Here is a 24,778-nt window from a genome sequence, read left to right on the forward strand (position 1 = left end):
GTCGATCATGACCACTTTCTCCTCGTCCTCCTCCAACGAACCCGGCATACCTGTCGACACGGCCACGGCCCCGCCCGCCGGCACGACGGGCGCCGCGACCGGCGCGCACCGGCCCGAACCGGCCTGGGCGCACCACCGGACGGCGGACGCCGGCTACTCCCGCGATCCCGTGCGCGGCAACCATCCACGCGACCCGGTCGACCGGCCGCGCGGACCCGTCGGCACGGAAGGACCGCGGGACCCGGTGGCGACCGTCGACCTGGTGGATCCCGTGGACGCCCCGAGGGAGCCGGGAGAGCCGCACCGCCCCGGTGACGCGCGAGACCCCGCCGGGCCGCCGGGTGCGGCGGCCGGGGCGGCCGGGCGGGTGTACGCCGATCCGGTCACCGACCTGGTGCACGCCGCCGTGTCCGACCGTCCCCTCGACGAGGTGGTCGACCTCATCACCGCGCTCGAACGGTCGCCCGAGCACACCGGCGCCGTCGTCGACGCGCTGCGCGCCGCAGGCGTCGACCGGTCCGTGGAGGACGTCACCCGGCTGGTCGCCCTGCTGACCCGCCCGCCCCGCGACGCCGCCAGCGCGGACGAGACGATCCGGGCGGCCGCCGCCCACCGCTCGGTGGAGGACGTCACCCTCCTCGTCGCCCTCCTGCACAACGAGCCCCTCGCGCCGCACTGCCGCGAGGAGGCCCTGCGCGCCGCGGCCACCGGCCGGTCCGTCGACGAACTGGTCGAACTGATCGACCGTCTGGCCGCCCGCCGGCCCTCCGAGGACCTTCTGCGGGCGGCCGCCGAGGAGGCGGCCCGGCCCGCGCGGGAGACGGGCCTTCAGGGGGAGGCGCGGCCGAGCCCCCGGCCCGAACCGCAGCGCGCCGCGGCGCCCCGCGGCGGCGCGCTGCGGATCGGGCGCCGCCCCGCCGCCCGCCGCACGCAGCGGCCGGTCCGCCGTCCCCGCCCCGCCGCCCGCACCCGCGCCTCACGGCCCGTGCCCCGGTCGGCGATCTGGACGAGCCGGCCGGCCGCCGTGGCCCTCGCGGTCTGCGCGGTGACCCACTTCCCGCTGCGACATGACGGGGTGTCGCTCGACGCGCACGCCCTCGCCGTCGGCCTGTCCGTGCTGTGCGCGGTGCTGGCGCTGATCCTCGTCGTGCGCCCCGCGGTGGTCGTGCTCGCCGCGGGGGTCGTGGCGGCGACGGTGCCGGCCGTGGCCCATGCCTACGGCGGCTCGTTCTCCGACGCCGCCCTGCCGAGGGCGGTCGACCTGGCGCTCGCGCCGGACTGGCTCGCCACCTCGGCCGCGATCGCGGCGGCACTGCTGGCCCTGGCGGCGCTGGTGGTCCGCGTGGCCGCCCCGGCCCCGGGCAGTCGCTGGTCCCCGTGGCCCCCGGCGGAACCGCACCACGCCGCGGACTGACCGGACCGAGCCGTCACCGGCGGTGGCAGGGAGACACCCGCGGCGTCACCCACGGCGTGCCCCCTTCCACCGCCCGGCGCCATGCCGTGGCGCCAGGGTCACCGCTTGTCCGAAGGCTCCGCCTCCGGCTCGGGCGCCGGGGCCGTCTCCTCCTGGGAGGACCGTCCGCGGCGGGACACGCCCGGCTTCAGGCGCTCCAGCGTGCGGGTCAGCTGCTGGAGCGGGGCGGGGGTCCGCGGCCGGGGAGGCTGAGCGGCCGGGGAGGGCGCGGCGATCCCCGTCTCCCGGTAGGCGGCCAGCGCCTCGTGGGCGCGTTCGGCGGCCTCGCGGTACAGATCGCGGGACTTCGTCATGGCGTCCAGCGCCTCGGCGTACATCGCCACCAGCGCCCGCTCCCGCTCCAGTTCCTCGGCGAGGGTGAGCAGGTGCCAGTCCTCGCGCAGTGCCGTCAGCGCCTCCTCGGCCCGCTCCGGCAGCTCCCTCGGCAGCGCGTCGTGACGCAGCACCGCGTCCACCAGGTCCGTGGGCTCCGTGCCGTCGAGGAACACCGCGCGCACGGCGAAGGCGTCCGGTTCGTACCCCTCGGGGACCGGGCGGCCGGGCAGCACCGCCGCGCCGCCCCGGGGGACCTCCACGCCGAACTCCCGCAGCGCCCAGTTCGTCACCCGCGCCTGCTGCGGGGTGGCCCGGTGCTCGACGACCCGGTGCCGCAGCCCCGGCGGCAGCCAGTGGGCGAGCGGGACGTACCCGCGCTCGTCCGGGGTCATCGCCTCGTGGACGACGACATGGACGTACCAGGGGTCACGGGCGCAGTCCCGCAGCCGGCGCCGTACGTCCTTGTCGTCCTCCGGGAGCGGGTTGATCGCGCCGGGGCGCAGCCCCGACGCGGGGTCGTGGTTCCAGGCGGCGTCCGGTTCCTGCGGCCAGAACATCGTGACCGGGGACGGCCAGGAGGGGTCCCAGGGGCGTTCCGCCTCGGCGACCAGGAGCCAGTCGCGCTCCGGTCCCTTCCCCTTGGCGGGGGAGAGGGACAGGCGGGCGCGGACGGTGACGCCGTCGCCGAACCGAGCCCGGGACTCGAACACCAGGTCGGGCTTGGTGTCGTCCGCCGGAAGCTCCAGGAAGTCGTCGATGCTCCCGGCGTCCTTGAGGGCGGCAAGGCTGCGCCGGAGCGTCTCGTCGGCCCGCTCCCCGATGTGGCGGCCGCGGGTCGTCCGGACGGTGGGAGGGACGGTGGGGCGGGCTGTGGCAGAGATCGGCATGGGTCCAGTCGTCAGCGGGGGCACGTGCTGCACTCAGTATCGTCGCCCGCGCCGGACGACGGGACGCCGGGTTCCGCCGTACGGCCGCCCGGCCCGCCCGGACGGACGACACCCCGGGCCGCACGCGGCATGACCCGTGCGGGGTGTGTGCCACGCACACCGTCACGCACACGGTACCGGGGGTGAGAAGCGCGGACCTTATCAGCGTCCTGACCCCCCTGTCGCATATTCCACCGGAAAACGCCAAAGCTCTCACCCCGGTCGAGCACACACCGTAGCGTCGACGTCACGTTCGCGGTACAGCCGTGCGAGGAGGGGGATCCGGCGTGCCCGGAATCGACGAGAGTCTGTTGGAAGCCATGCGACTGCCCGGGGCGCGTGGCGCCCTGGTGGTCGACTGGATCAGCGGGCTCGCCCTGGGCGCGGTGGGGGAGGCGCCGGGCGGCGACGTGGAGGCGACCGCTGCCGAGACCGCCGAACTGGCCCGGCTGGCGATGGAGAGCGGCGCCCTCGCCCCCGCACACGCCGGCCAGGGCAAGGAACCGCCCGTCGAGGACCTGATCCTCACCACCGCGGACGCCTTCCACCTGCTGCGGTTCGTCGTCACCACCTTCGACAGCACGGTCTTCCTGTTCCTGTCGCTGGACCGCGCCGACGGCAACCTCGCCCTGGCCCGCATCCGGCTGGCCGAGATGGCGGACCGGATGGTGCTCGGATGACCGCTGCCCCCGCCCGCGCGGACGGGTCCGCCCCCGAACTGCTGGACACCCTCGCCGCCGACCGGGCCACCGGTGCGCTCACCACCCGCTCCGGGATCTTCTACCTCGCCGCAGGACACGTGGTCCACGTCGAGTCCGCCCACAGCCCCGCCCTCGGCGACCTGCTCACCCGCAGCGGCGCCCTCGCCCCGGCCGGCTGGTGGGAGGCGGTCGAGCGGGCCGGCGCCCGGCAGCGGGTCGGCCGCCAGCTCGTCGACAGCGGACGCCTCACCACCGGCGCCCTCGAACTGGCCCACCTGGGCGCGCTGTTCGACGCCGCGTACTTCGCGCTCGCCCACGACGGCACCGCCCTGCGCTTCCGCCCCGGCGTCGCGCACTGGCTCGGCGCGGTCCGCCCCGTGACCGTCGCGACCGTGCTGCGCGAGTCGTACCGCCGCCGCGCCCTGCTGGACCGCATCTGGCCCGACCCGGCCGTCGACACCGCGCCGCTCACCCGGACCCCCGACGCCGACCCGGCCGTCCTGCCGCCCCGCAGGGGACGCGCGCTCGCCCTGGTCGACGGCGGACGCACCGCGGCACAGATCGCCTCGGCCCTCGCCCACCGCACCTTCCACACCCTCGTGGAACTGCGCCGGCTGGCCGCCGACGGCCTGGTCGCCCCCGCACCCCCCGCGCCCGCCCCGCCCGTCCACCCCGTCCCCGGCGCGGGCCGCGCCGACTGGGACGAGCCCGACACAGCGCTGCTGAGACGGCTCCTGGACGCCTTGGAGGCACTGTGATCCGCACGCGCCGGCAGCGTGCCGAAAGGAGACTGCTCATGGCCGTCGAGACCGACGTGCTGGACGAACTGCGTCGGCTCCGCACCCGCGTCCCGCGGCTGGCGGGCTCCCTCGCGGCCACCGTCGACGGACTCGTCCTCGCCCACGACGTGCCCGCCACCGAACCCGAGGGGCTCGCCGCGCTCACCGCCGCCGCGCTCGGCGTCGCCCACCGGATGACGGACGCGGCCGGACGCGGGGACTTCCGCGAGCTCCTGGTCCGCGGCGCCCACGGCTACATCGCCACCTACGCGGCCGGCACCACCGCCGTGCTCACCCTCCTCGCCGACGACCGGGTCAACGTCGGCCGGCTCCACCTGGAGGGCCGGCGCAGCGGCGCCCGGATCGCGGACCTGGTCGACGCCCGCATCGGTCCCGGCGGCGGACGCCACGCCGACCGGCCCGCCGGTCGCGAGGGCGCCCCGGACCCGGCGGACCGGTCCCGGCCCATCGGCACCCTGCCCGTACGGACCCCGCAGCTCCCCGCCCACCGGCCGCGCACCGGCGGCTGACCGACACCTACCGATCCACCACCCGGCCGGACGCCCGCACACCGCCGGCGCCGGCCCGCACCACCCTTCACGATCCGGAAAGGACACCACCCATGGCGAACACCGAGACCTCGCTCAAGGAATGCCTCAGCTCCATCGACGGCGCGACGGCCGCCGCACTCGTCGACTACACCAGCGGCATGGCCCTCGGCACCCTGGGCGGCGGCAAGGACCTCAACCTGGAGGTCGCCGCCGCCGGCAACACCGACGTGGTGCGCTCCAAGCTGCGCACCATGGAGCTGCTGGGGCTGAAGGAGGAGATCGAGGACATCCTGATCACCCTCAACAGCCAGTACCACGTGATCCGCCTGCTCAAGGGGCGCGGCGGCAACGGACTGTTCCTCTACCTGGTGCTGGACTCCAGCCGGGCCAACCTGGCCATGGCGCGCCACCAGATGCGCCGCATCGAGAACGAGCTGGAGGTCTGACCCCCCGCCCGTCCGCGGCCCCGCGCACCGTCCTCCGGCGCGCGGGGCCGCGGGGCGTTCCCGCCGGACGGTCCCCGCCGGATGCGCGCCCCGCCCGATGCCGTACCGTCACCTTTGCTGGAGCGTTACCGACGCCCGCCCCCGGAGGACGCCGGGCGGGCGGTGCCGGAGTGTGGGGACAGGAGGCACACGGGTGACTGACGCCGGGCGGGACACGGACCCGGAGCGGGGCGAGAGCGCGCGCGTACGGCTGCCGCAGCTCAGGCTGGACGAACTGCTGGAGGAGCTGCAGGCGCGCATCGACGCGGCCCGCGGCACCCGCGACCGGGTGCGCAGTCTCCTCGAGGCGGTCCTCTCCGTCGGCCGGGAGCTCGAACTGGAGCAGGTGCTGCACTCCATCGTGGAGGCCGCCGCCGCGCTGGTGGACGCCCGGTACGCGGCCCTCGGCGTGATCGGCCCGGACGGCAAGCGGCTGTCCGCCTTCCACACCGTCGGCGTCAGCGACGAGGAGATCGCCCGCATCGGCCACTACCCGGAGGGCCACGGCATCCTCGGCGAGCTGATCCGCCACCCGAAGCCGCTGCGGCTGCCCAAGCTGTCCGAGCACCCCGCCTCCTACGGCTTCCCGCCGCACCACCCGCCGATGAACACCTTCCTCGGCGTCCCGATCCGCGTCCGCGACCAGGTCTTCGGCAACCTCTACCTGACCGAGAAGCGCGGCGGGGCGCAGTTCGACGAGGAGGACGAGTCGGTCCTGTCGACCCTCGCGGTCGCCGCCGGCGTCGCCATCGACAACGCCCGCCTCTACGAGGAGTCGCGGCTGCGGGAGCGCTGGCTCCAGGCCAACGCCGAGATCACCCACGGACTGATGTCCGGCAGCGGGCGCGGCGAGGCGCTGATGCTCGTCGCCGAGCGGGCCCGCGAGATCACCGGGGCCGCCCTCGCCGTCGTCGCCGTGCCCATGGAGGGCACCGACTCGCTGACCGTGGAACTCGCCCTCGGCCAGGACGCCGAGACCCACCGCGGGCTCGTCGTGCCGGTCGAGGGCAGCCTGCTCGGCCGGGCGTTCTCGCCCGCCGCCCCTGTCACCTCGGAGGACATCGCCCACGACGAACGGGTGTTCCAGGGCCCGCAGACCTTCACCGAGCTGGGTCCCGCCGTGGCGGTGCCGATCGGCGGCGAGCACGGCGTGCGCGGCATCCTGCTGCTGGTCCGCGCGTCCGGCGACCGCGTCTTCACGGACAAGGAGATCGAACCGCTGCGGGGCTTCGCCGCCCAGGCCGCCGTCGCGATGGAGCTGGCCGAACGCCGCCAGGACGCCGAGCACATCGCCGTGCTGGAGGACCGCGACCGCATCGCCCGCGACCTGCACGACCTGGCCATCCAGCGGCTGTTCGCCACCGGCATGACCCTGCAGAGCGCCGGCCGGTTCATCGAGCACAAGGGGGCCTCCGAGCGGGTGCTGCGGGCCGTCGACGACCTCGACGAGACCATCAAGATCATCCGCTCGACCATCTTCGGCCTGCGCTCCGGCGCCTCCGAGGGCGGCGCCGGGACCGGCCTGCGCGCCCGCGTCGTCCGGCTCGTCGGGGAGGCCGCCCCGCTGCTGGGCTTCGCGCCCAGCGTGCGGATGGAGGGCCTGATCGACACCCATGTGTCCAAGGACGCCGCCGACCACCTGACGGCCGTCCTCTCCGAGGCGCTCACCAACGTCGCCCGGCACGCCCGCGCGGGCCGCGCCCAGGTGGTCGTGGAGACCGACGGGCGCGAGGTGCGGCTGACCGTCGCGGACGACGGCGTGGGCCTGCCGTCCGGCGGCCGCCGCAGCGGCCTGCGCAACATGGCCGAGCGCGCCGGGCAGCTCGGCGGCTCCTTCGACGTCACGGAGACCCCGGGCGGCGGCACCACCCTGGTGTGGCGGGTGCCGGTGGGCGAGCAGTAGCCCTCCGTCCCCGGCGGTGTGTGGTGCGCTGCGGCCGGGGGTACTCGGTGCGCCGTTCCGGTCGCGGCGGGACCGCCCGGCCCCGCGCCCTCGCACGGGCCGCACGGCCGCGTGCGCGGCGGTCGTCGGCGGGAGGAGCGGCGAAGTGACGGGCTGGACCTGGCGGTACGAGGGCTACGACCCCGCCGAGGAGCGCCTGAGGGAATCGCTGTGCACCCTCGGCAACGGCTACTTCGCCACCCGTGGCGTCCTGGCGGAGTGCACCGCCGACGACACGCACTACCCCGGCACCTACGCGGCCGGCGTCTACAACCGGCTCGTCTCCGCGGTCGGCGGCCGACGGGTGGAGAACGAGGACGTCGTCAACCTCCCCAACTGGCTGCCCCTGCGCTTCCGGCAGCCCGGCGGCGACTGGCTCGGCCCCGACACCACGCCCGTCCTCGACCACGTGGTCACCCTGCACCTGTCCTCCGGTCTGATGGAGCGCCTCACCCGGTTCGGACTCGGAGCCGGCCGTGCGCTCCTGGTGCGGCAGCTGCGGTTCGTGCACATGGCCGACCCGCACCTCGCGGGCCTGCGCACCGAGTTCACCGCCGAGGGGTTCTCCGGGCCGCTCGAGGTCGAGGCGGCGCTCGACGGCGGCGTCACCAACGCCGGGGTGCCCCGCTACGCCGACCTCGACGGCCGCCACGTCACCCACGTGGTCACCGGCACCTCGCAGCACGACGCCGTGTGGCTGCGCTGCCGCACCCGGACCTCCGACGTCCGGATCGCCTGCGCCGCCCGGCTGACCTCGCCCGCGTCCGTCGCCGTCCGCCACGACCGGCCCCGCGCCGTGCAGACGACCCGGCTGGACCTGGCGGCCGGGAAGACCCTCACCGTCGACAAGGTCGTCGCCCTGCACACCTCCCGCGACCCGGCGATCAGCGACCCGCTGCACGCCGCCGTCGACCGGGTGCACCGGGCCGCCCCGTTCGACGAGCTGCTGGCGCCCCATCTGACGGCCTGGCAGCAGCTGTGGCGCCGGGCGGAGCCGGACGTGCCCGACGAGGCGGGGCGCATCCTCCGGCTGCACCTCTTCCACGTCCTGCAGACCCTCTCCCCGCACACCGCCGACCTGGACGTGGGGGTGCCGGCCCGCGGGCTGCACGGGGAGGCGTACCGGGGGCACGTGTTCTGGGACGAGCTGTTCGTCCTGCCGTACCTGAACCTGCACTTCCCGGAGGTCTCGCGGGCGCTGCTGCACTACCGGTACCGGCGGCTGGAGCGCGCCCGGACGGCCGCCCACGACGCCGGGCTGCGGGGCGCGATGTACCCGTGGCAGTCCGGCAGCGACGGCCGTGAGGAGACCCAGCAGCTGCACCTCAACCCGCGCTCGGGCCGGTGGCTGCCCGACCACTCCCACCTCCAGCACCATGTGGGCTCGGCGATCGCCTACAACGTGTGGGAGTACTGCGAGGCCGCCGGCGACGAGGAGTTCCTGCACACCAAGGGCGCCGAGATGCTGCTGCAGATCTCCCGCTTCTGGGCCGGCTCCGCCTCCTACGACGACCGGCTGGGCCGCCACCGCATCAAGGGCGTGGTGGGCCCCGACGAGTACCACGACGCCTACCCGGGCGCCGACCGTCCCGGGCTCGACGACAACGCCTACACCAACGTCACCGCCACCTGGGTGCTGGCCCGCACCCTGGAGGTGCTGCGCCACCTGCCCGAGCCGCGCCGCCGCGAGCTGGCCGAGCGCACCGGCCTCGACGAGGCCGAACTCGGCCACTGGGACCATGTCTCCCGTACCCTGCACGTCCCTTTCCACGACGGCGTCATCAGCCAGTTCGAGGGGTACGGCGAACTCGCCGAGCTGGACTGGCGGGGATACCGGCGCCGGTACGGCGACATCCGGCGGCTGGACCGGATCCTGGAGGCCGAGGGGGACACCGTCAACCGCTACCAGGCGTCCAAGCAGGCGGACGTCCTCATGCTCGGCTACCTGTTCTCGCCGGCCGAGCTCCAGGGCGTCTTCCGGCGGCTGGGGCTGAACCTGGACGAGCGGACCTGGCGGCGCACGGTGGACTACTACCTGCACCGCACCAGCCACGGCTCCACCCTCAGCGGCCTGGTGCACGGCTGGATCCTGGCCCGGGCGCGCCGCAGGGACGCCTGGAAGTTCTGCCAGGAGGCCCTCCAGTCGGACATCGCCGACATCCAGGGCGGCACCACGGGCGAGGGCATCCACCTCGGCGCCATGGCCGGCACCCTCGACCTGGTGCAGCGCGGCCTCACCGGGCTGGAGACCCGCGGCGGGGCGCTGTGGCTCGACCCCGTGCCGCTGCCGGAGCTGTCCTCCTACGGCTTCACCGTCCGCTACCACGGCCACTGGGGTGTGCGGCTGCGGCTGGAGTGCGGATCGCTGGAGATCACCGTGCCCTCCGCCGGCCGCTACCCGATCGAGGTGCACCTGCCCGGACACCGCGCGGTGCGCGTGGACCCGGGGGAGACGGCCCGGCTCGCCCTGCTGGAATGACGATGCCGGACGCCCGGCCGGTGCGGAACCGGCCGGGCGTCCGGCGGACTGGCCCCTGCCCGGGGCCCGGCGATGTCAGGCGCCGCTCTCGCGGAGCATGTCCTCGCGCTCGACGATCTTCACGCGCTCACGGCCCTGCGGCTCGCCCAGCGCCTTCTCCGCCGCGTCCAGGCGGTACCAGCCGTCCCAGGTGGTGTAGCGGATGCCGCGCTCGGCGAGGAACGCGTCCACGGCCTCCGGGTCCGGGGACCCGGGCGTGCCCAGCCGCCCGCCCGCGTAGTCGGCCAGCAGGTTCGCGACGGTCTCGTTGGCGTCGCCCTTGGTGTGCCCGATCAGGCCCACAGGACCGCGCCGGATCCAGCCGGTGACGTACGTCGACGACAGGTGCTCGCCGGTCTCCTGGATCACGCGGCCGCCCTCGTCCGGGACGGTGCCCGACTCGATGTCCCAGGGCAGCTTGGGCAGCTTGTCGGAGAGGTAGCCGACCGCGCGGTACACCGCGGTGACGTCCCAGTCCTTGAACTCGCCGGTGCCCTTGACGTTGCCGGTGCCGTCGAGGGCGGTGCGCTCGGTGCGCAGGCCCACGACCTTGCCGTCCTCGCCGAGGATCTCGGTGGGCGACTCGAAGAAGTGCAGGAACAGCTTGTGCGGACGGTCGCCGACGTCGCGGATCGCCCAGTTCTCCAGGGTCTTGGCGACCATGTCGGCCTGCTTGTTGCCGCGCCGGGTGGCGATGGAGCCGTCGTCGTAGTCGATGTCCTCGGGGTCGACGACGACCTCGATGCTGGGGGAGTGGTCCAGCTCCCGCAGCTCCATCGGGCTGAACTTCGCCTGCGCCGGGCCGCGGCGGCCGAAGACGTGGATCTCCATCGCCTTGTTGGCCTTCAGGCCCTCGTAGACGTTCGGCGGGATCTCGGTGGGCAGCAGCTCGTCCGCCGTCTTGGCGAGGATGCGCGCCACGTCCAGGGCCACGTTGCCGACGCCGAGGACCGCGACCTTCTCCGCCTCCAGCGGCCAGGTGCGGGGCACGTCCGGGTGGCCGTCGTACCAGGACACGAAGTCCGCCGCGCCGTAGGAGCCGTCCAGGTCGATGCCCGGGATCGGCAGCGCGCGGTCGGCCGTGGCGCCGGTGGCGAAGATCACGCCGTCGTAGAAGGCGCGGAGGTCGTCGAGGTGCACGTCGGTGCCGTAGTCCACGTTGCCGAACAGCCGGATCTGCGGCTTGTCCAGCACCTGGTGCAGGGCCGTGATGATGCCCTTGATCCGCGGGTGGTCGGGGGCGACGCCGTAACGGATCAGTCCGAACGGCGCCGGCATCCGCTCGAAGATGTCGATGGACACGCCGGGCTCGGCGGCCACGTCGGACTTGAGCAGGGCGTCGGCGGCGTAGATCCCGGCGGGGCCGGATCCGACGATGGCTACCCGCAGGGGGCGGGGCATGGTCAGGTTCCCTTCGAGCGATGACAAGCGTCTCGTGGGGAAGCCTAAACTGAGGCTTGCCTTACCTTGTACGCGGGTCCGGTCTATGAGCCCATAAGCCGACCTTATGCCATGTGCCGAGGTGATCTTATAGCACGGCGTCGGACGTGCTAGGGCAGATTCTGCTCCGCCCAGATCACCTTGCCCGCGGGCAGATAGCGGGTGCCCCAGCGCTCGGCGAGCTGCGCGACCAGGAACAGCCCGCGCCCGCCTTCGTCCGTCATGGTCGCGTACCGCAGGTGCGGGGCGGTGCTGCTGCTGTCGTACACCTCGCAGATCAGATGGCGCTCGTACAGCATCCGCACCTGGATGGGGGCGCCGCCGTGCCGCATCGCGTTGGTCACCAGTTCGCTGAGGATCAGCTCCGTGCCGAACGTCAGCTCCTCCAGCCCCCACTCGGCGAGCTTCCGGGCCACCGCCGCCCGCAGCTCGCCCACCGCCGCCGGGTCCGACGGCACCGGCCACTGGGCGATCCGGCCGGCGGGCAGCGCCCGGGTCCGCGCCACGATCAGCGCGATGTCGTCGGCCGCCTTCCGCGGACGCCGGTGGTCCAGCACGGTCCGGCACGTCTCCTCCGGGGACTTGCCGGCGCCGGCCAGAGCCTCCCGCAGCCGCTCCAGACCGACGTCGATGTCGTGCTCGCGGTCCTCCACCAGCCCGTCGGTGTACAGCACCAGCCTGCTGCCCTCCGGCAGCTCCAGCTCCGCCGACTCGAACGGCAGCCCGCCCAGACCCAGCGGGGGACCGGCGGGCACGTCCGGGAACTCCACACGCCCGTCCGGCCGGACCAGCGCCGGCGGCGGATGACCCGCGCGCGCCAGGCTGCAGCGTCGCGACACCGGGTCGTACACCGCGTACAGGCACGTCGCCCCGATGACCGGGGCGACGTGCTCGTCCTGCGCCTCGTCCTGGTCGATCCGGCCGACCAGCTCGTCCAGCAGCGCGAGCAGTTCACCCGGCGGCAGGTCGAGCGCGGAGAAGTTGTGCACCGCCGTGCGCAGCCGGCCCATGGTGGCCGCCGCGTGCAGACCGTGCCCGACGACGTCGCCGACCACCAGCGCCACCCGGGCGCCGGACAGCGGCAGCACGTCGAACCAGTCGCCGCCCACCCCGGCCTGCGCGGGCAGATAGCGGTAGGCGATCTCCAGCGCGTTCTGCTCGGGCAGCGTGCGCGGCAGCAGGCTGCGCTGCAGCGTCACCGCCATGCTGTGCTCGCGCGTGTAGCGGCGGGCGTTGTCGATGGACACCGCGGCCCGTGCCACCAGCTCCTCCGCCAGCGCCAGCTCCTCCTCGTCGAACGGCTCCGGCTTGCGTGAACGCCAGAAGCTGACCACGCCCAGAACCAGCGAGCCGGCCCGCAGCGGCACCGTGATCAGCGAGTGGATGCCGTACTCCACGACCTGCGCGGAGCGCTCCTTGTCCTGCGCCTGCCAGCCGGGCGCCTCGTCGAGCCGGGGCTCCAGCACCGCCTGGCCGGTGGCCAGGCTGCGGCCATGCGGGGACGACTCGACGAAACGGATCTGCTGCTCCCGCGGATACAGCGGGGCGTCGTCGGCGATGCCGGTCCTGGCCGTGCGGCGCAGCGCGGCGGCCGCGTCGGGGTGCCCGCCCGCCAGCACCGACTCGAACAGGTCCACGGTGACGAAGTCGGCGAACCGGGGCACGGCCAGGTCCGACAGCTCCTGCGCGGTCCGCGCCACGTCCAGGCTGGTGCCGATGCCCACGCCCGCGTCGTAGAGCATGTTGAGCCGCTCGCGGGACTCCTCCGCCCGGCCGGACAGCGCCCGCAGCTCCGTGGTGTCGCGGACGGTGGCGACGCTGCCCCGGTGCCGGCCCGCCGGGTCGGTGGGGCGCTGGTTGACCGCGAGCAGCCGGTCGCCCACCGGAAGCACCTCGTCCGTGGCCATGCGGCCCGACGACAGCAGCTCCGTCGTGGCCGGATCCAGACCCAGGTCCCGGGCGTGCCGGCCCTCGGCGTCCTCCGGGAGGCTGAACAGACGGCGCGCCTCGTCGTTGGCGAGCAGCAGGGTGCCGTCGCCGTCGAGGATCATCACGCCCTCGCGCACCGCGTGCAGCACGGCGTCGTGGTGTTCGTACATCCGGGTCATCTCGTGCGGGCCCAGACCGTGGGTCTGGCGCAGCAGACGTCTGCTGATCAGGGCGGCGCCGCCGGTCGCCAGGGCCAGCGCGGCGAGCCCGGCGCCCAGCACCAGCGGGAGCTGTGCCTCGGCCGCCCCGCCGACGTTCTCCAGCGTGATGCCGGCCGACACCAGGCCGACGACCTCGCCGTCCGGGTCCTCCACCGGCACCACGGCCTGCACGAGCCGCCCGATGGTCCCGTCGATCTCCTCCACGACCGGCTCGCCCGCCAGCGCGGGCTCGATGGTGCCGACGAACTGCTTGCCGATGCGGTCGGGGCGGGGGTGCGTGTAGCGGATGCCGTCGGTGTTCATGACCACGACGAAGTCGACGTGCGACCGCTCACGGGCGGCCTCGGCACGCGGCTGGAGCACGGCCGTGGGGTCGGGGGAGTCCAGCGCCTCGACCGTGCCGGGGGCGTTGGCGAAGGTCTCGGCCACGGCGAGTGAGCGGTTGCGGGCCTCCTCGGCGCTGTCCCGCTGCGCCTGGAGCACCAGCGCCACGACGGCGGCGACCACCAGCAGCAGCACCATCACCAGGAGCAGGACGAACACCTGTCGGGCGACACTGCGTCCGCCGAGCACCGACCGCAGCCCCGCCGTCGGATGCCACCCGGAGCGGCCGCTCTCCTGCCCCCGACGCCGCACGGAAGCCGCCGCGCCGGACCGCTGGGGCGACCGGGTCCGGGATCGACCCATGAGTCGGACCATGTGCCCTGTCTACACTGCCGCGCGAAGGGAGGCGAGAGTAGGCCGCTGGGGCGGCACCTCATGCCCGGATGGGGCCGCGGCCGCCCCTTCACCGTAGGCGGCAGCCTCCTGGGCGCACGCGCCGAACATCGATGCGAGGAAGCGTGCGGCGCCGTGGGGGTTGTCCGCGCAGTTCCCCGCGCCCCTGACGGGGCGCGTACGCGGGTCGCGCGCGGCCTTCCCCCTCGGCCGCGCGCGACCCTCCCCCCGACGCGCGACTCGTCCCCCGAGCAGTCGCGCGTCTTCTCGGCCGGGCCCGCCCCGAGCGGGGGGCGTCCCGGAGTGTGCGGAACCGTGCCGCAAAGGACGGGTCCCTTCGCAGTCCGGCGGCGGCCGCCGGCTCAGTCGGCCAGCGCCCGGGCCAGCTCCGTGCTCGCACGGGCGATCTCCGTGTCCGGCTCGGCCAGCAGCCGGTTCAGCTCACCGCGCCGGGCGCGCACCGCCTGCCGCGCGGCCCGCTCCCACACCACCGGGTTCTCCCGGCGGTTCAGCAGCTTGGGGTACGCCGCGGCCGTGCTCTCCCACTGCCGGGCGTCGGCGATGGCCCTGAGCAGCTGGATGATCCCCGCCCGCACGGTGACGTGCGGCAGCTGCGCCAGCTCCCAGAGGAACGGCACCGTCGCCGCGGTGGCCTGCTCCGTGACGAAGCCGTACTGGCAGATCCGTTTCCGCAGATCCTCGAGGGCGGCCCGGGCGGTGTCCGGGTCACCCCAGGCGATGCCGTTGAGGAGCAGGGGAATGGCGGCCGCCGATCCGGTGGAGTCCTGCATCTCGGCCCACGGCACCTGGGACAGGGCCGCGAGGGGCGTGGACCGTGCCACTCCGGTGGGGGACGTGTGGCGCACTGGGCGCTCGCTGCTCGGCTGTTCCGTAGAAGCGCTGCGCATGGCGTGGGTGCCTTTCCGCGGCAGTCGTGTCAGGTGGGCGGGCGGGTGGACAACCGGGCCCACACCGTCTTGCCCGCCGGGACGGCGGGGAACCAGCCCCACGCCTCGGACAGGGCGTCGACGATGCGGAGCCCCCGGCCGTGCTCCTCCAGGTCGGCTTCGCCGCCGGGAGGCTGCCGCACGGGCGGGCGGTCGTCGGGGTCGGTGACCGTGAGCAGCAGGTGCGCCGGCTCCAGACGGAACCCCAGCCGCACGTCCGGTTCGTCCGGGCGGTGCGACGCCGCGTGCGTGACGGCGTTGGCGGCCAGCTCGGTCATGACCAAGGTGGCGTCGTCGCTGCACCGGTGCAGCGACCAGTCCCCGAGGGTGGCGCGGGTGAAGGACCGCGCTCGCGCGAGGCCCTCCCTGCTGCAGGCGATGCTCACCGCCGCGTGGGGGGCGGCGGCGGGCACCGTCTGCAGTGGGGACCCGTCCTCGTGCGGCACCGCGGGCAGCGGGCCGAACGACCCGGCACCGCCTGCCGGTAAGACGGCCGGGACCGGGGGCCGGAGCGTCAAGTGCACAGGTGATGACACGGCATCTCCTCGATGCGACGTCAGGACGGGGCGCTCCCACGGGGGTTGACGCCACGGCTATTATCCACGCTGTCAGCGCTCCCGTGCAATTGCACGGGAAATTGCGCGAGAATTTTTCGCCATGTGCGGCGACGGCCGTGCGGGGCGGGACGAGATCAGCAGCAAGGAGACAGCGGTGCCTGGAGTGCGGAACGGAGTGCGGGCCAGCCAGTTGGACGCCCGCTGGATCAAGAGCCGGCACAGCAACGCCGAGGGCAACTGCGTCGAGGTCGCGCCGCTGTCCGGCGGCGACGTCGCGATGCGCAACTCCCGCGACCCCGACGGCCCGGCCCTCGTGTACACCTCCGCGGAACTGGCCGCCTTCCTTGCGGGCGCCAAGGACGGCGAGTTCGACCACCTCGTCCGATGACGGGCCGCCGCGCCCGCTGACCGCCGCGCGGCCGGCGCCGCCCCCCCCCGTGGACCCGGCGCCGGTGAAGCGGAGTCCAACTGCCCTACTTCGATCGGCGTTTCGTAACCGGATGCGATGAGGCAGTGTCAGATGCGATAGTGTGAATCGCCCTTGTGCCGGTCTGCTGGGAGTCAGGATGTCCGCCGCGTCGCATCGCATCTCCCGTCTGGAACCCTACCTGGACAGGCCCGAGCCCGCGCCGACCCTGCTCAAGATGCTGGTGGGCGTGCAGCTGGCCGGTTTCCGTGAGGACGCCGGACTGTCCCAGGACCAGGCGGCCCGCTCCGTCGGCTTCAGCGGGGCCAAGCTGTCCCGCATCGAGTCCGGCAAGGGTCGCCGTCCGCCGGCCGAGACCGACGTACGGGCGCTGCTCGAACTCTACGGCACCGACGACTACGAGGCCTCCGTCCTCCTGAAGCTGCTCCAGCGGGCCGGCGAGCCGGGCTGGTGGCAGCGGTACGACAAGCGGCTGATGCCCGAGTGGTTCGACCGCCTGGTCGGACTCCAGGAGGCCGCCGCCACCATCCGTACGTTCGAGATCCAGTACGTCCCCGGGCTGCTGCAGACCGCCGACTACACCCGCGCGGTCGTCGAGCGCGGACTGCCCAACGCCCCGGCGAGCGAGGTGCAGCGCCGGGTCGAGCTGCGCATGCGCCGCGCCCAGCTGCTGCTCCGCGAGGACGCCCCGCAGCTGTGGGCCGTCATCGACGAGTCGGTCCTGCTGCGCGTCCTCGGCGACCGCGCCGTGATGCGCGACCAGCTCGACCATCTCGCGAAGATGGCCGCGCGGCCCAACGTCACGCTGCAGATCGTCCCGCTGAACGTCTCCAACGCCTCGGCCCCCGCCATCCCGGTGACCTATCTGCGCTTCGGTGGCCTCGACCTGCCCGACGTGGTCTACCTGGAGCACATCAGAAGCGCCAACTTCCTCGAGGACCGCGACGAGACCGAGGAGTACCGGATCGTCCTCGACCGTCTCGCCGACGAGGCGCTCACGCCCCGCGAGTCCGTCGAGATGCTGCGCGGCACGATCGAGGAACGCTACGCGCTCCCCTCCTGACGCACGCCCCGTACACGTCACGTACGGAGGAAGCCCAGGACGCGACCGACGCCCCTTCCCGGCCCCACGAAGTCCGGGAAGGGGCGTCGCGGTGTCGGGGGGCTACGCGGGTATCCGGCCCACGCCGCCGAACTCGATCCACTCCTGGGTGAGCTGACGGGGCGCCACCTCCGTGTCCGGACGCCAGGTGGACACCTCCACCAGACCCGGCTCCAGTATCTCCAGCCCCTCGAACAGCGCCTCGACGTCCTTCTCCTGGCGGACCCGGCCCCAGTGCCCCTGGGTCACCTGGTCCATGAAGCCGGTGACGAACTCGCGGACCTTCTCGTCCTCGCTGACCAGCTGGCACATCACCATGAAGCTGCCCGGCGCGAGCCGCTCCCGCACGCGGTTGGCCACGGCCAGGGGGCCGTCGGTGTCACTGTCCGGGATGCAGTGGAAGACGGAGTTGAACAGCACGCAGACGGGCTCGTCGAAGTCGATCAGCCGCTGGGTCTCGGCGTGGCCGAAGATCCCGTCGGTGTCACGCAGGTCCGCCTGTATGACCACCGTGCGCTCGTCCTGCTCCAGCAGGGCCCGGCCGTGCACCAGCACCATCGGGTCGTTGTCGACGTAGACCACGTGGGTGGTGGGGTCGATGCGCTGGGACACCTGGTGCACGTTGTCCTGCGTGGGCAGGCCGGAGCCGTGGTCCAGGTACTGCCGGATGCCGTACTCCTGGGTGAGCGTGCGGACCACGCGCTGGAGGAAACGGCGGTTGTTCAGGGCCAGGCGGCGGGTGCTCGGCACCACCTTGTCGAGCTCCTCGACCGCGGTGCGGTCCGCCGCGTAGTTGTCCTTGCCGCCGAGGTAGTAGTCGTACATACGCGCGGCCGTCGGCACGGTTGCGTCGATCTCGGTGGACAGCTGCTTACCGGTGTGCATCGTTCCCCCTGCGGAGTGCCGCGCCAACTGGACTGGCTGGACAGGAAATACATCCTAGGGAGGGCCGTACGGCCCTTGCCAGCCCGTCGGCGAACATGGCCCCGAAGGAATGGTGAAGGTGTGTCAGGTGATCACGCCGAGTGGCGCGGTGTGTGTGGGGCGTGATGGTCTGGCCGGTGGAGGGTCGGGTACCCGCCCCCTGACATCCCCGTACCGTGGAGGTCGGACCACCGTGGACAGTTCACCGGACCGCATCGCCAACCCCTGGGGTGAGCGCACCCCTTACGCGCCCGGCGACCCCTGGCCGGTCCGCACCGACCTGCACCTCGCGGACGGGGTGGCTCAGGAGGACGTCGAGCGGTGGGTGCTGTCCGCCTCGATCCTGCACTCCAACGGCGACGCCATGGACATCGCCGTACGCGGCGGCCGCATCGTCGGCGTCCGCGGCCGCGCCGCCGACCGGGTCAACCGCGGCCGGCTCGGCCCCAAGGACCTCTACGGCTGGCAGGCCAACCACGCCCCGGACCGCCTCACCCGCCCGCTGGTGAGGGAGAACGGCCGCCTGGTCGAGACCGACTGGGACACCGCCATGGACCGCGTCGTCTCCCGCACCCGGACCCTGCTCGACGAGCGCGGTCCCGGCTCCGTCGGCTTCTACACCAGCGGACAGCTGTTCCTGGAGGAGTACTACACCCTCTCCGTCCTCGCCCACGCCGGCGTCCGCACCAACCACCTCGACGGCAACACCCGGCTGTGCACGGCCACCGCCGCCGAGGCGCTCAAGGAGAGCTTCGGCTCCGACGGCCAGCCCGGCTCGTACGAGGACATCGACCACGCCGACACCCTCGCCCTGTTCGGGCACAACATGGCCGAGACGCAGACGGTGCTGTGGATGCGCGTCCTGGACCGGCTGGAGGGCTCCGACCCGCCCCGGCTGCTGTGCGTCGACCCCCGGTACACCCCCGTCGCCCGCCGCGCCGACGTCCATCTGGCGCCGCGCCCCGGCACCAACGTCGCGCTGCTCAACGCCCTGCTGCACGAGATCATCCGCACCGGCCGCGTCGACCGCGCCTACCTCGACGCGCACACCGTCGGCTACGACGAACTCGCCGCCGGCGTCGAGCGCTGCACCCCGCGCTGGGCCGCGGAGATCTGCGGTGTCCCGGCCGCCGAGATCGAACGCGCGGCCGACCTCCTCGGCGACGCGAAACGGCTCACCTCCACCGTCCTCCAGGGCGTCTACCAGTCCCACCAGGCGTCCGCCGCCGCCGTCCAGGTCAACAACCTGCACCTCATCCGCGGCATGCTCGGCCGCCCCGGCTGCGGACTCATGCAGATGAACGGCCAGCCCACCGCCCAGAACACCCGCGAGTGCGGCGCCGACGGCGACCTCCCCGGCTTCCGCAACTGGCAGAACGATCAGCATGTGACCGAACTGGCCGAGATCTGGAACGTCGAACCGGACGGCATCCCGCACTACGGCCCGCCCACCCACGCGATGCAGATGTTCCGCTACGCCGAGCAGGGCTCGCTGCGCATGCTGTGGATCTCCGGCACCAACCCGGCCGTCTCCCTGCCCGAGCTCGGCCGGATCCGGTCGGTCCTCGCGCAGGAACGCCTGTTCGTGGTGGTGCAGGACCTGTTCCTCACCGAGACCGCCCAGCTCGCCGACGTCGTCCTGCCCGCCGCGACCTGGGGCGAGAAGACCGGTACCTTCACCAACGCCGACCGCACCGTCCACCTCTCCGAGAAGGCCGTCGAACCGCCCGGCGAGGCCCGCGCCGACCTCGACATCTTCCTCGACTTCGCGGCCCGCATGGACTTCCGCGACAAGGACGGCGGCCCGCTGATCCCCTGGCGCGACCCGCAGGGCGCCTTCGCCGCCTGGCAGCGGTGCAGCGCCGGCCGCCCCTGCGACTACACCGGCCTCAGCTACGACAAGCTGCGCGACGGCGGCATTCAGTGGCCCTGCACCGAGGACGCCCCCGACGGCACCGCCCGCCTCTACACCGACGGCTTCGACCACGCCCACCCCGACCGGTGCGAGAGCTACGGCAAGGACATGGTCACCGGCGCCACCGTCACCCCCGTCGAGTACCGCTCCCTCAACCCGGACGGCAAGGCCGTGATCAAGGCCGCCGAGTACCTCCCGCCGCACGAGGACGCCTCCCCGCAGTACCCGCTCCAGCTGATCACCGGGCGGACCGTCCACCACTTCCACACCCGCACCAAGACCGGCCGCGCACCCGAGCTGAACGCCGCCGCCCCGGACGTCTGGGCGGAGATCTCCCCGGCGGAGGCCGCCGCGCAGGGCCTGGCCGCCGGCGACCTGGTCCAGGTGACCACCCCGCGCGGAGCGATCCGGGCCCGGCTGCGGACGGTGGCGATCCGCGACGGCGTGGTGTTCGTGCCGTTCCACTACGGCTACTGGGACACCCCCGAGGGCCACCGGCCGCCCGACGGCCGCCCCGGCCGCGCCGCCAACGAGACCACGGTCACCGACTGGGACCCGCTGTCCAAACAGCCCCTGTTCAAGACCGCGGCGGCCCGGGTCACCCTGGTCGCCCGGCGCGGAACGCCCCAGCCGCAGGACACGGACGACGCGAGGACGGGGAGCACGGCATGAACGGCATCGGCATCACCCTGCGCGCCCTCCACGACGGCGAGCGCGACCTGGAGACGGACCTCCTCGCCGTCGCCGAGCGGCACCGCACCGAGCACGAGGTGCACCACGTCGCCACCGACGTCGCCCGCTGGTCCCGGGAGCACGCCGCCCGGCTGGCCGCCCTCGGACCCGATCACGGCGTCGAGCTGTCCGGACCCCGCGACCACGGCGCGCCCGGCGCGCTCACCGCCCTGCGCGAGAAGGCGGCGCAGGCCCTCGGGCGACGCCCGGAGACCGGGCTGCTCGTCCTGGAGGACCTGCGCGACCTGCATCTGGCCGCCGTCCGCAACTCCCTCCACTGGGAGATGCTCGCCCAGTCCGCACAGGCGACCCGCGACCGCGCCCTGCTCGACCTGGCCGCCGACTGCCATCCGCAGACCCTGCGGCAGATGCGCTGGACCAACACGATGATCAAGGTGCTGTCGCCGCAGCTCCTGGTGAGCGTCTGACCTGCCCCGGGACGGCTTCCCCGGCGCGCCTGCGGGACCGACCGTGCCCCGCTATCGTCGGTTTCGTCCCCACGGGACGTCGGCCGCCGGCGGGCGGTGGCCGGCCCGGCCGGAACCCCGGGAGGCGGGCACCATGGATGGCTACTACGACCTCGGCTCCTACGGACGGCCCGTGTCGACGACCTCCCCCGAGGCCCAACTCTGGTTCGACCGCGGGCTGATGTGGACCTACGCCTTCAACCACGAGGAAGCGGTCGCCTGTTTCCGGAAGGCCGCCGACGCCGACCCCGGCTGCGCGATGGCCCACTGGGGCATCGCCTACGCCCTCGGCCCCAACTACAACAAACCCTGGGAGGCCTTCGACACCGAGGACCTCACCCGCACCGTCGAGCGCACCCACGCGGCCGTCGAGCGCGCCCACCAGGCGGCCGAGGCCCGCGCCACCCCCGTCGAGCGCGCCCTCGTCGGGGCACTGCGCGCCCGCTACCCCCAGGACCGCCCCCAGGAGGACTGCTCGGTCTGGAACGAACCGTACGCGGACCGCATGCTGGCCGTGTACGAGGCCGCCCCCGGAGACCCCGACGTGGCCGCCCTCTGCGCCGACGCCCTGATGAACCTCACCCCCTGGCAGCTGTGGGACCTGAGGACCGGACGCCCCGCCGACGGCGCCCGCACCGCGGAGGCCAAGGAGGTGCTCGACGGCGCCCTCGCCACCGAGGCGGGCGCGCACCACCCCGGCGTGGTGCACCTCTACGTCCACCTCATGGAGATGTCCCCGACCCCGGAGGCCGCCCTCACCGTCGCCGACCGGCTGCGCGGCGCGGCGCCCGACGCCGGGCACCTGCTCCACATGCCCTCGCACCTCGAGGTGCTGTGCGGCGACTACCGCCGCGTCGTCTCGGACAACACCGCCGCCATCGCCGCCGACGAGAAGTACCTCCAGCGGGCCGGCGCGATGAACTTCTACACGCTCTACCGCTGCCACAACCACCACTTCCGGATCTACGGCGCCATGTTCGCCGGACAGTCCCAGGTGGCCCTGGACGCCGCCGCGCGGCTCGAGGCAGCCGTGCCGGAGAAGCTGCTCCGGGTGGAGAGCCCGCCCATGGCGGACTGGCTGGAGGCGTTCCTGGCGATGCGCTTCCACGTGCTGGTCCGCTTCGGCCGCTGGGACGACATCCTCGCGCTGCCGTTCCCGGACGACCCCGAGCTGTACTGCGTCACCACCGCGATGCTGCACTACGCCCGCGGCATCGCCCTCGGCGTGAAGGGCGACACGGACGGCGCCGACGCCGAGCGGGAGAAGTTCCGCGCGGCCGTGGCCCGCGTTCCCGGCAGCCGGATGCTGTTCAACAACACCTGCCACGACGTCCTCGCCATCGCCTCCGCGATGCTGGACGGCGAACTCGCGTACCGCAAGGGCGACCACGACGCCGCCTTCACCGCGCTGGAGCTGGCCGTCGAACGGGACGACACCCTGCCGTACGACGAGCCGTGGGGCTGGATGCAGCCCACCCGGCATCCTCTCGGCGCGCTGCTCCTCGAGCAGGGCCGGGTCGCCGAGGCGGAGGCCGTCTACCGGGCCGACCTGGGTCTTGACGACACCCTGCCCCGGCCGCTCCAGCACCCGAACAACGTCTGGGCGCTGCACGGCTTCCACGAGTGCCTGCTGCGCACCGGCAAGACCGGTGAGGCCGCGATCGTCGCCCGGCAGCTGCGGCAGGCGGCGGCGTCGGCGGACGTACCGATCGAGGCGTCGTGCTTCTGCCGGCTCGACACGCACACCCTGGAGGCGGGGCAGCACGCCTGTCACTGAAGCGGCGCCGGCGGACCCGGGTGGCGCCCGGGCCCGCCGGCGCCGGCGGGGGCGGTCGTGGCTCTCAACGGGACGCCACGACGGCCTGGAACGACTTCATGCAGGTGAAGCAGTGCCGGTCCGTCGTGTCGCGTCGTGGCGATTCCTCCTCCTTCTCCACCCCGCACAGCGTCGAGGTCTTGTCCGGGGTGAGAACGTGCCAGACCGGCTCCCCCGAAGTGTCTGCACCGCACCACATCTCGTGCATTCCCAGCTCCCTCCGGGTAGGCATGGAGGCCGCTTCCATACCAGCACGGCGGGCGTCCGTCCGGCTCGTCCGGCGGGCCAGTCGGGTGACAGCCGGTCCCGGCATGCATACGCGACGGCACGGACGGATCCTGGAGGGATGAGGAAGCCTCCGATCGTCGTACACCCGCCGCTCGGCTCGGGCGGCCGGCGCGTCACCGTGCGCGGAGAGATCGTCGGCCTCGCCCACTCCGACCGGGACGTCGTGGAGTTCCTGCGCCGCGTCGGACTGCCGGAGGGCGAACAACTGCTGGACGACGCCGCCTGGGTGAAGTGGGTCGGCGGCCGGGCCCACGTCTACGACGCCGCATAGACAGAGCGACGGCGCCCCGGAAGCCGGAGCGCCGTCGACGCCTCCGTCGGCGCCGACTCCGACGGTGACCGTGCCTGACCGGGTACCCCGGTCAGGCATACCCATGCGGTCCTCTTCATCCCCCGGTGCAGGGAACCCCTCAGGGCAACACCCCAGGGGCGCGGGGAACTGCGCGCCCAGCCCCCACCGGCCCCGCGGTGAACCACCCCGCACGGCACCCCCTCCCACGAGACCGGTGATTTCACCGATCCCCGACCACCCCCTCCCCGCCGACAGTGGCACCGCCAGTCAGAAGGCGCCGCCCCCGGCCGCAGCACGGCTCCCCAGCCCACGCGGTGATCCCGTGCACCGGCCGGCCGGGCGGTCCGCCGTGACAGAGAGGACCACTCGTCGTGCAGCAGCACCCCCACACCAGCAGGCGAAGGACCGGCCGCCTGGCCGGCCTGACCGCGGCGCTCGCAGCCGTCGTCGGCCTCAGCACGCTCACCGGCCCCGGCGCCCACGCCGCCGACAACCCCTACGAGCGCGGCCCGGCGCCCACCGAGTCCAGCATCGAGGCCCTGCGCGGCCCGTACGCCGTCTCGGACATCTCCGTGTCCCGGCTCTCCGCGACCGGCTTCGGCGGCGGCACGATCTACTACCCCACGACCACCGCCGACGGCACCTTCGGCGCGATCGCCATCTCGCCCGGTTTCACCGCTCTCGAGTCCTCCATCTCCTGGCTGGGCCCGCGCCTTGCCTCCCAGGGCTTCGTGGTGTTCACCATCGACACCCTCACCACCGTCGACCAGCCCGACTCCCGCGGCGACCAGCTGCTGGCCGCGCTGGACTACCTCACCCAGCGCAGCTCCGTCCGCAACCGCGTCGACAGCAGCAGACTGGGCGTCATGGGGCATTCCATGGGCGGCGGCGGCTCCCTGGAAGCCGCCAAGGACCGGCCGTCCCTCCAGGCCGCCATCCCGCTGACGCCCTGGAACCTCGACAAGACCTGGCCCGAGGTCCGGACCCCCACCCTGATCTTCGGCGCCGACGGCGACACCATCGCGCCCGTCTCCAGCCACGCCGAGCCCTTCTACGGCAACCTGCCCTCGTCGCTGGACCGCGCGTACCTGGAGCTCAACAACGCCACCCACTTCACCCCGAACTCGTCGAACACGACGATCGCGAAGTACAGCATCTCGTGGCTGAAGCGCTTCATCGACAACGACACCCGGTACGAGCAGTTCCTGTGCCCGCTGCCGCGGCCGAGCCTGACGATCGAGGAGTCGCGGGGCAACTGCCCGCACACCTCCTGACGACCCCTCCCGGTGGCGGTCCGCGCACGGCGCGGGCCG

The 24,778-nt window shown here is 73.7% G+C and carries 21 protein-coding genes; 14 read left to right on the forward strand and 7 right to left on the reverse strand.

Going from position 1 to position 24,778, the window contains the following annotated elements:
* Positions 1-7 precede the first annotated feature (7 nt).
* Complete coding sequence (locus ACP7TJ_RS30795) at positions 8-1,414, forward strand: hypothetical protein (protein ID WP_390920111.1); 1,407 nt, start codon at positions 8-10, stop codon at positions 1,412-1,414.
* Between the two features lie 98 nt (positions 1,415-1,512).
* On the opposite strand, the gene ACP7TJ_RS30800 is transcribed toward ACP7TJ_RS30795, so the two are convergent.
* Positions 1,513-2,676, reverse strand: a complete 1,164-nt coding sequence (locus ACP7TJ_RS30800) for a hypothetical protein (RefSeq protein WP_367489036.1) — start codon at positions 2,674-2,676, stop codon at positions 1,513-1,515.
* Positions 2,677-3,002: 326 nt separating this feature from the next.
* Between ACP7TJ_RS30800 and ACP7TJ_RS30805 the strand changes: the two genes are divergently transcribed.
* The 6 genes from ACP7TJ_RS30805 to ACP7TJ_RS30830 all read left to right on the forward strand — a co-directional run bounded on the left by ACP7TJ_RS30805 (position 3,003) and on the right by ACP7TJ_RS30830 (position 9,652).
* Complete coding sequence (locus ACP7TJ_RS30805; protein WP_019527252.1) at positions 3,003-3,395, forward strand: hypothetical protein; 393 nt, start codon at positions 3,003-3,005, stop codon at positions 3,393-3,395.
* Positions 3,392-4,174, forward strand: a complete 783-nt coding sequence (locus ACP7TJ_RS30810) for a hypothetical protein (RefSeq protein WP_093768720.1) — start codon at positions 3,392-3,394, stop codon at positions 4,172-4,174. Before ACP7TJ_RS30805 ends, ACP7TJ_RS30810 begins: the two co-directional genes overlap by 4 nt.
* 38 nt (positions 4,175-4,212) lie before the next feature.
* On the forward strand, positions 4,213-4,725 hold the full coding sequence (locus ACP7TJ_RS30815) for a roadblock/LC7 domain-containing protein (RefSeq protein WP_266403537.1): 513 nt from the start codon (positions 4,213-4,215) through the stop codon (positions 4,723-4,725).
* Between the two features lie 92 nt (positions 4,726-4,817).
* Positions 4,818-5,192: a hypothetical protein gene (locus ACP7TJ_RS30820; RefSeq protein WP_093768722.1), complete on the forward strand. Its 375-nt coding sequence runs from the start codon at positions 4,818-4,820 to the stop codon at positions 5,190-5,192.
* A 193-nt stretch (positions 5,193-5,385) separates the two neighbouring features.
* Complete coding sequence (locus ACP7TJ_RS30825; RefSeq protein ID WP_427766898.1) at positions 5,386-7,134, forward strand: GAF domain-containing protein; 1,749 nt, start codon at positions 5,386-5,388, stop codon at positions 7,132-7,134.
* 145 nt (positions 7,135-7,279) lie between these two features.
* A complete protein-coding gene (locus ACP7TJ_RS30830; RefSeq protein ID WP_427766901.1) occupies positions 7,280-9,652 on the forward strand; it encodes a glycoside hydrolase family 65 protein in 2,373 nt (790 codons plus the stop codon).
* A gap of 75 nt (positions 9,653-9,727) precedes the next feature.
* Here ACP7TJ_RS30830 and ACP7TJ_RS30835 read toward each other — a convergent pair whose 3' ends face one another.
* The 4 genes from ACP7TJ_RS30835 to ACP7TJ_RS30850 all read right to left on the reverse strand — a co-directional run bounded on the left by ACP7TJ_RS30835 (position 9,728) and on the right by ACP7TJ_RS30850 (position 15,463).
* Complete coding sequence (locus ACP7TJ_RS30835; protein WP_093768725.1) at positions 9,728-11,092, reverse strand: FAD-dependent oxidoreductase; 1,365 nt, start codon at positions 11,090-11,092, stop codon at positions 9,728-9,730.
* A 149-nt stretch (positions 11,093-11,241) separates the two neighbouring features.
* Positions 11,242-13,980 (reverse strand): SpoIIE family protein phosphatase, encoded by a 2,739-nt coding sequence (locus ACP7TJ_RS30840; RefSeq protein ID WP_427766905.1) that lies wholly within the window; start codon positions 13,978-13,980, stop codon positions 11,242-11,244.
* A gap of 380 nt (positions 13,981-14,360) precedes the next feature.
* Positions 14,361-14,906, reverse strand: a complete 546-nt coding sequence (locus ACP7TJ_RS30845) for a hypothetical protein (protein WP_167741565.1) — start codon at positions 14,904-14,906, stop codon at positions 14,361-14,363.
* 29 nt (positions 14,907-14,935) lie between these two features.
* Positions 14,936-15,463 carry an ATP-binding protein gene (locus ACP7TJ_RS30850; protein ID WP_370166547.1) on the reverse strand — a complete coding sequence of 176 codons (528 nt, stop codon included), beginning with the start codon at positions 15,461-15,463 and terminating at the stop codon, positions 14,936-14,938.
* 193 nt (positions 15,464-15,656) lie between these two features.
* Between ACP7TJ_RS30850 and ACP7TJ_RS30855 the strand changes: the two genes are divergently transcribed.
* Both ACP7TJ_RS30855 and ACP7TJ_RS30860 read left to right on the forward strand, forming a co-directional pair.
* The gene (locus ACP7TJ_RS30855) at positions 15,657-15,890 is read left to right on the forward strand and encodes a DUF397 domain-containing protein (RefSeq protein ID WP_189911320.1); all 234 of its coding nucleotides are present in this window, start codon (positions 15,657-15,659) and stop codon (positions 15,888-15,890) included.
* Positions 15,891-16,068: 178 nt separating this feature from the next.
* Positions 16,069-16,992: a helix-turn-helix domain-containing protein gene (locus tag ACP7TJ_RS30860; protein ID WP_093768729.1), complete on the forward strand. Its 924-nt coding sequence runs from the start codon at positions 16,069-16,071 to the stop codon at positions 16,990-16,992.
* Between the two features lie 102 nt (positions 16,993-17,094).
* On the opposite strand, the gene ACP7TJ_RS30865 is transcribed toward ACP7TJ_RS30860, so the two are convergent.
* On the reverse strand, positions 17,095-17,916 hold the full coding sequence (locus tag ACP7TJ_RS30865) for an SAM-dependent methyltransferase (RefSeq protein ID WP_167741567.1): 822 nt from the start codon (positions 17,914-17,916) through the stop codon (positions 17,095-17,097).
* Positions 17,917-18,148: 232 nt separating this feature from the next.
* Here ACP7TJ_RS30865 and ACP7TJ_RS30870 point away from each other — a divergent pair, with 232 nt between their 5' ends.
* The 3 genes from ACP7TJ_RS30870 to ACP7TJ_RS30880 all read left to right on the forward strand — a co-directional run bounded on the left by ACP7TJ_RS30870 (position 18,149) and on the right by ACP7TJ_RS30880 (position 22,846).
* On the forward strand, positions 18,149-20,542 hold the full coding sequence (locus ACP7TJ_RS30870) for a molybdopterin oxidoreductase family protein (protein ID WP_427766911.1): 2,394 nt from the start codon (positions 18,149-18,151) through the stop codon (positions 20,540-20,542).
* Positions 20,539-21,030 carry a hypothetical protein gene (locus tag ACP7TJ_RS30875; protein ID WP_367547886.1) on the forward strand — a complete coding sequence of 164 codons (492 nt, stop codon included), beginning with the start codon at positions 20,539-20,541 and terminating at the stop codon, positions 21,028-21,030. The genes ACP7TJ_RS30870 and ACP7TJ_RS30875 overlap by 4 nt, the downstream gene beginning before the upstream one ends.
* Positions 21,031-21,163: 133 nt before the next feature.
* Positions 21,164-22,846 carry a hypothetical protein gene (locus tag ACP7TJ_RS30880; RefSeq protein WP_427766914.1) on the forward strand — a complete coding sequence of 561 codons (1,683 nt, stop codon included), beginning with the start codon at positions 21,164-21,166 and terminating at the stop codon, positions 22,844-22,846.
* Positions 22,847-22,910: 64 nt separating this feature from the next.
* Here the strand turns inward: ACP7TJ_RS30880 and ACP7TJ_RS30885 are convergent, their stop codons facing one another.
* Entirely contained in the window at positions 22,911-23,093 is a 183-nt protein-coding gene (locus tag ACP7TJ_RS30885) for a hypothetical protein (protein ID WP_242590836.1), read from the reverse strand.
* 138 nt (positions 23,094-23,231) lie between these two features.
* On the opposite strand from ACP7TJ_RS30885, the gene ACP7TJ_RS30890 reads away from it, so the two are divergent.
* Complete coding sequence (locus tag ACP7TJ_RS30890) at positions 23,232-23,444, forward strand: hypothetical protein (protein WP_093768734.1); 213 nt, start codon at positions 23,232-23,234, stop codon at positions 23,442-23,444.
* 392 nt (positions 23,445-23,836) lie between these two features.
* A complete protein-coding gene (locus tag ACP7TJ_RS30895) occupies positions 23,837-24,739 on the forward strand; it encodes a dienelactone hydrolase family protein (RefSeq protein ID WP_176710909.1) in 903 nt (300 codons plus the stop codon).
* The last annotated feature ends 39 nt before the right edge of the window (positions 24,740-24,778 follow it).

Source organism: Streptomyces sp. DSM 41931, from assembly GCF_050271085.1.
Classification (GTDB): Bacteria; Actinomycetota; Actinomycetes; order Streptomycetales; family Streptomycetaceae; genus Streptomyces; species Streptomyces albogriseolus.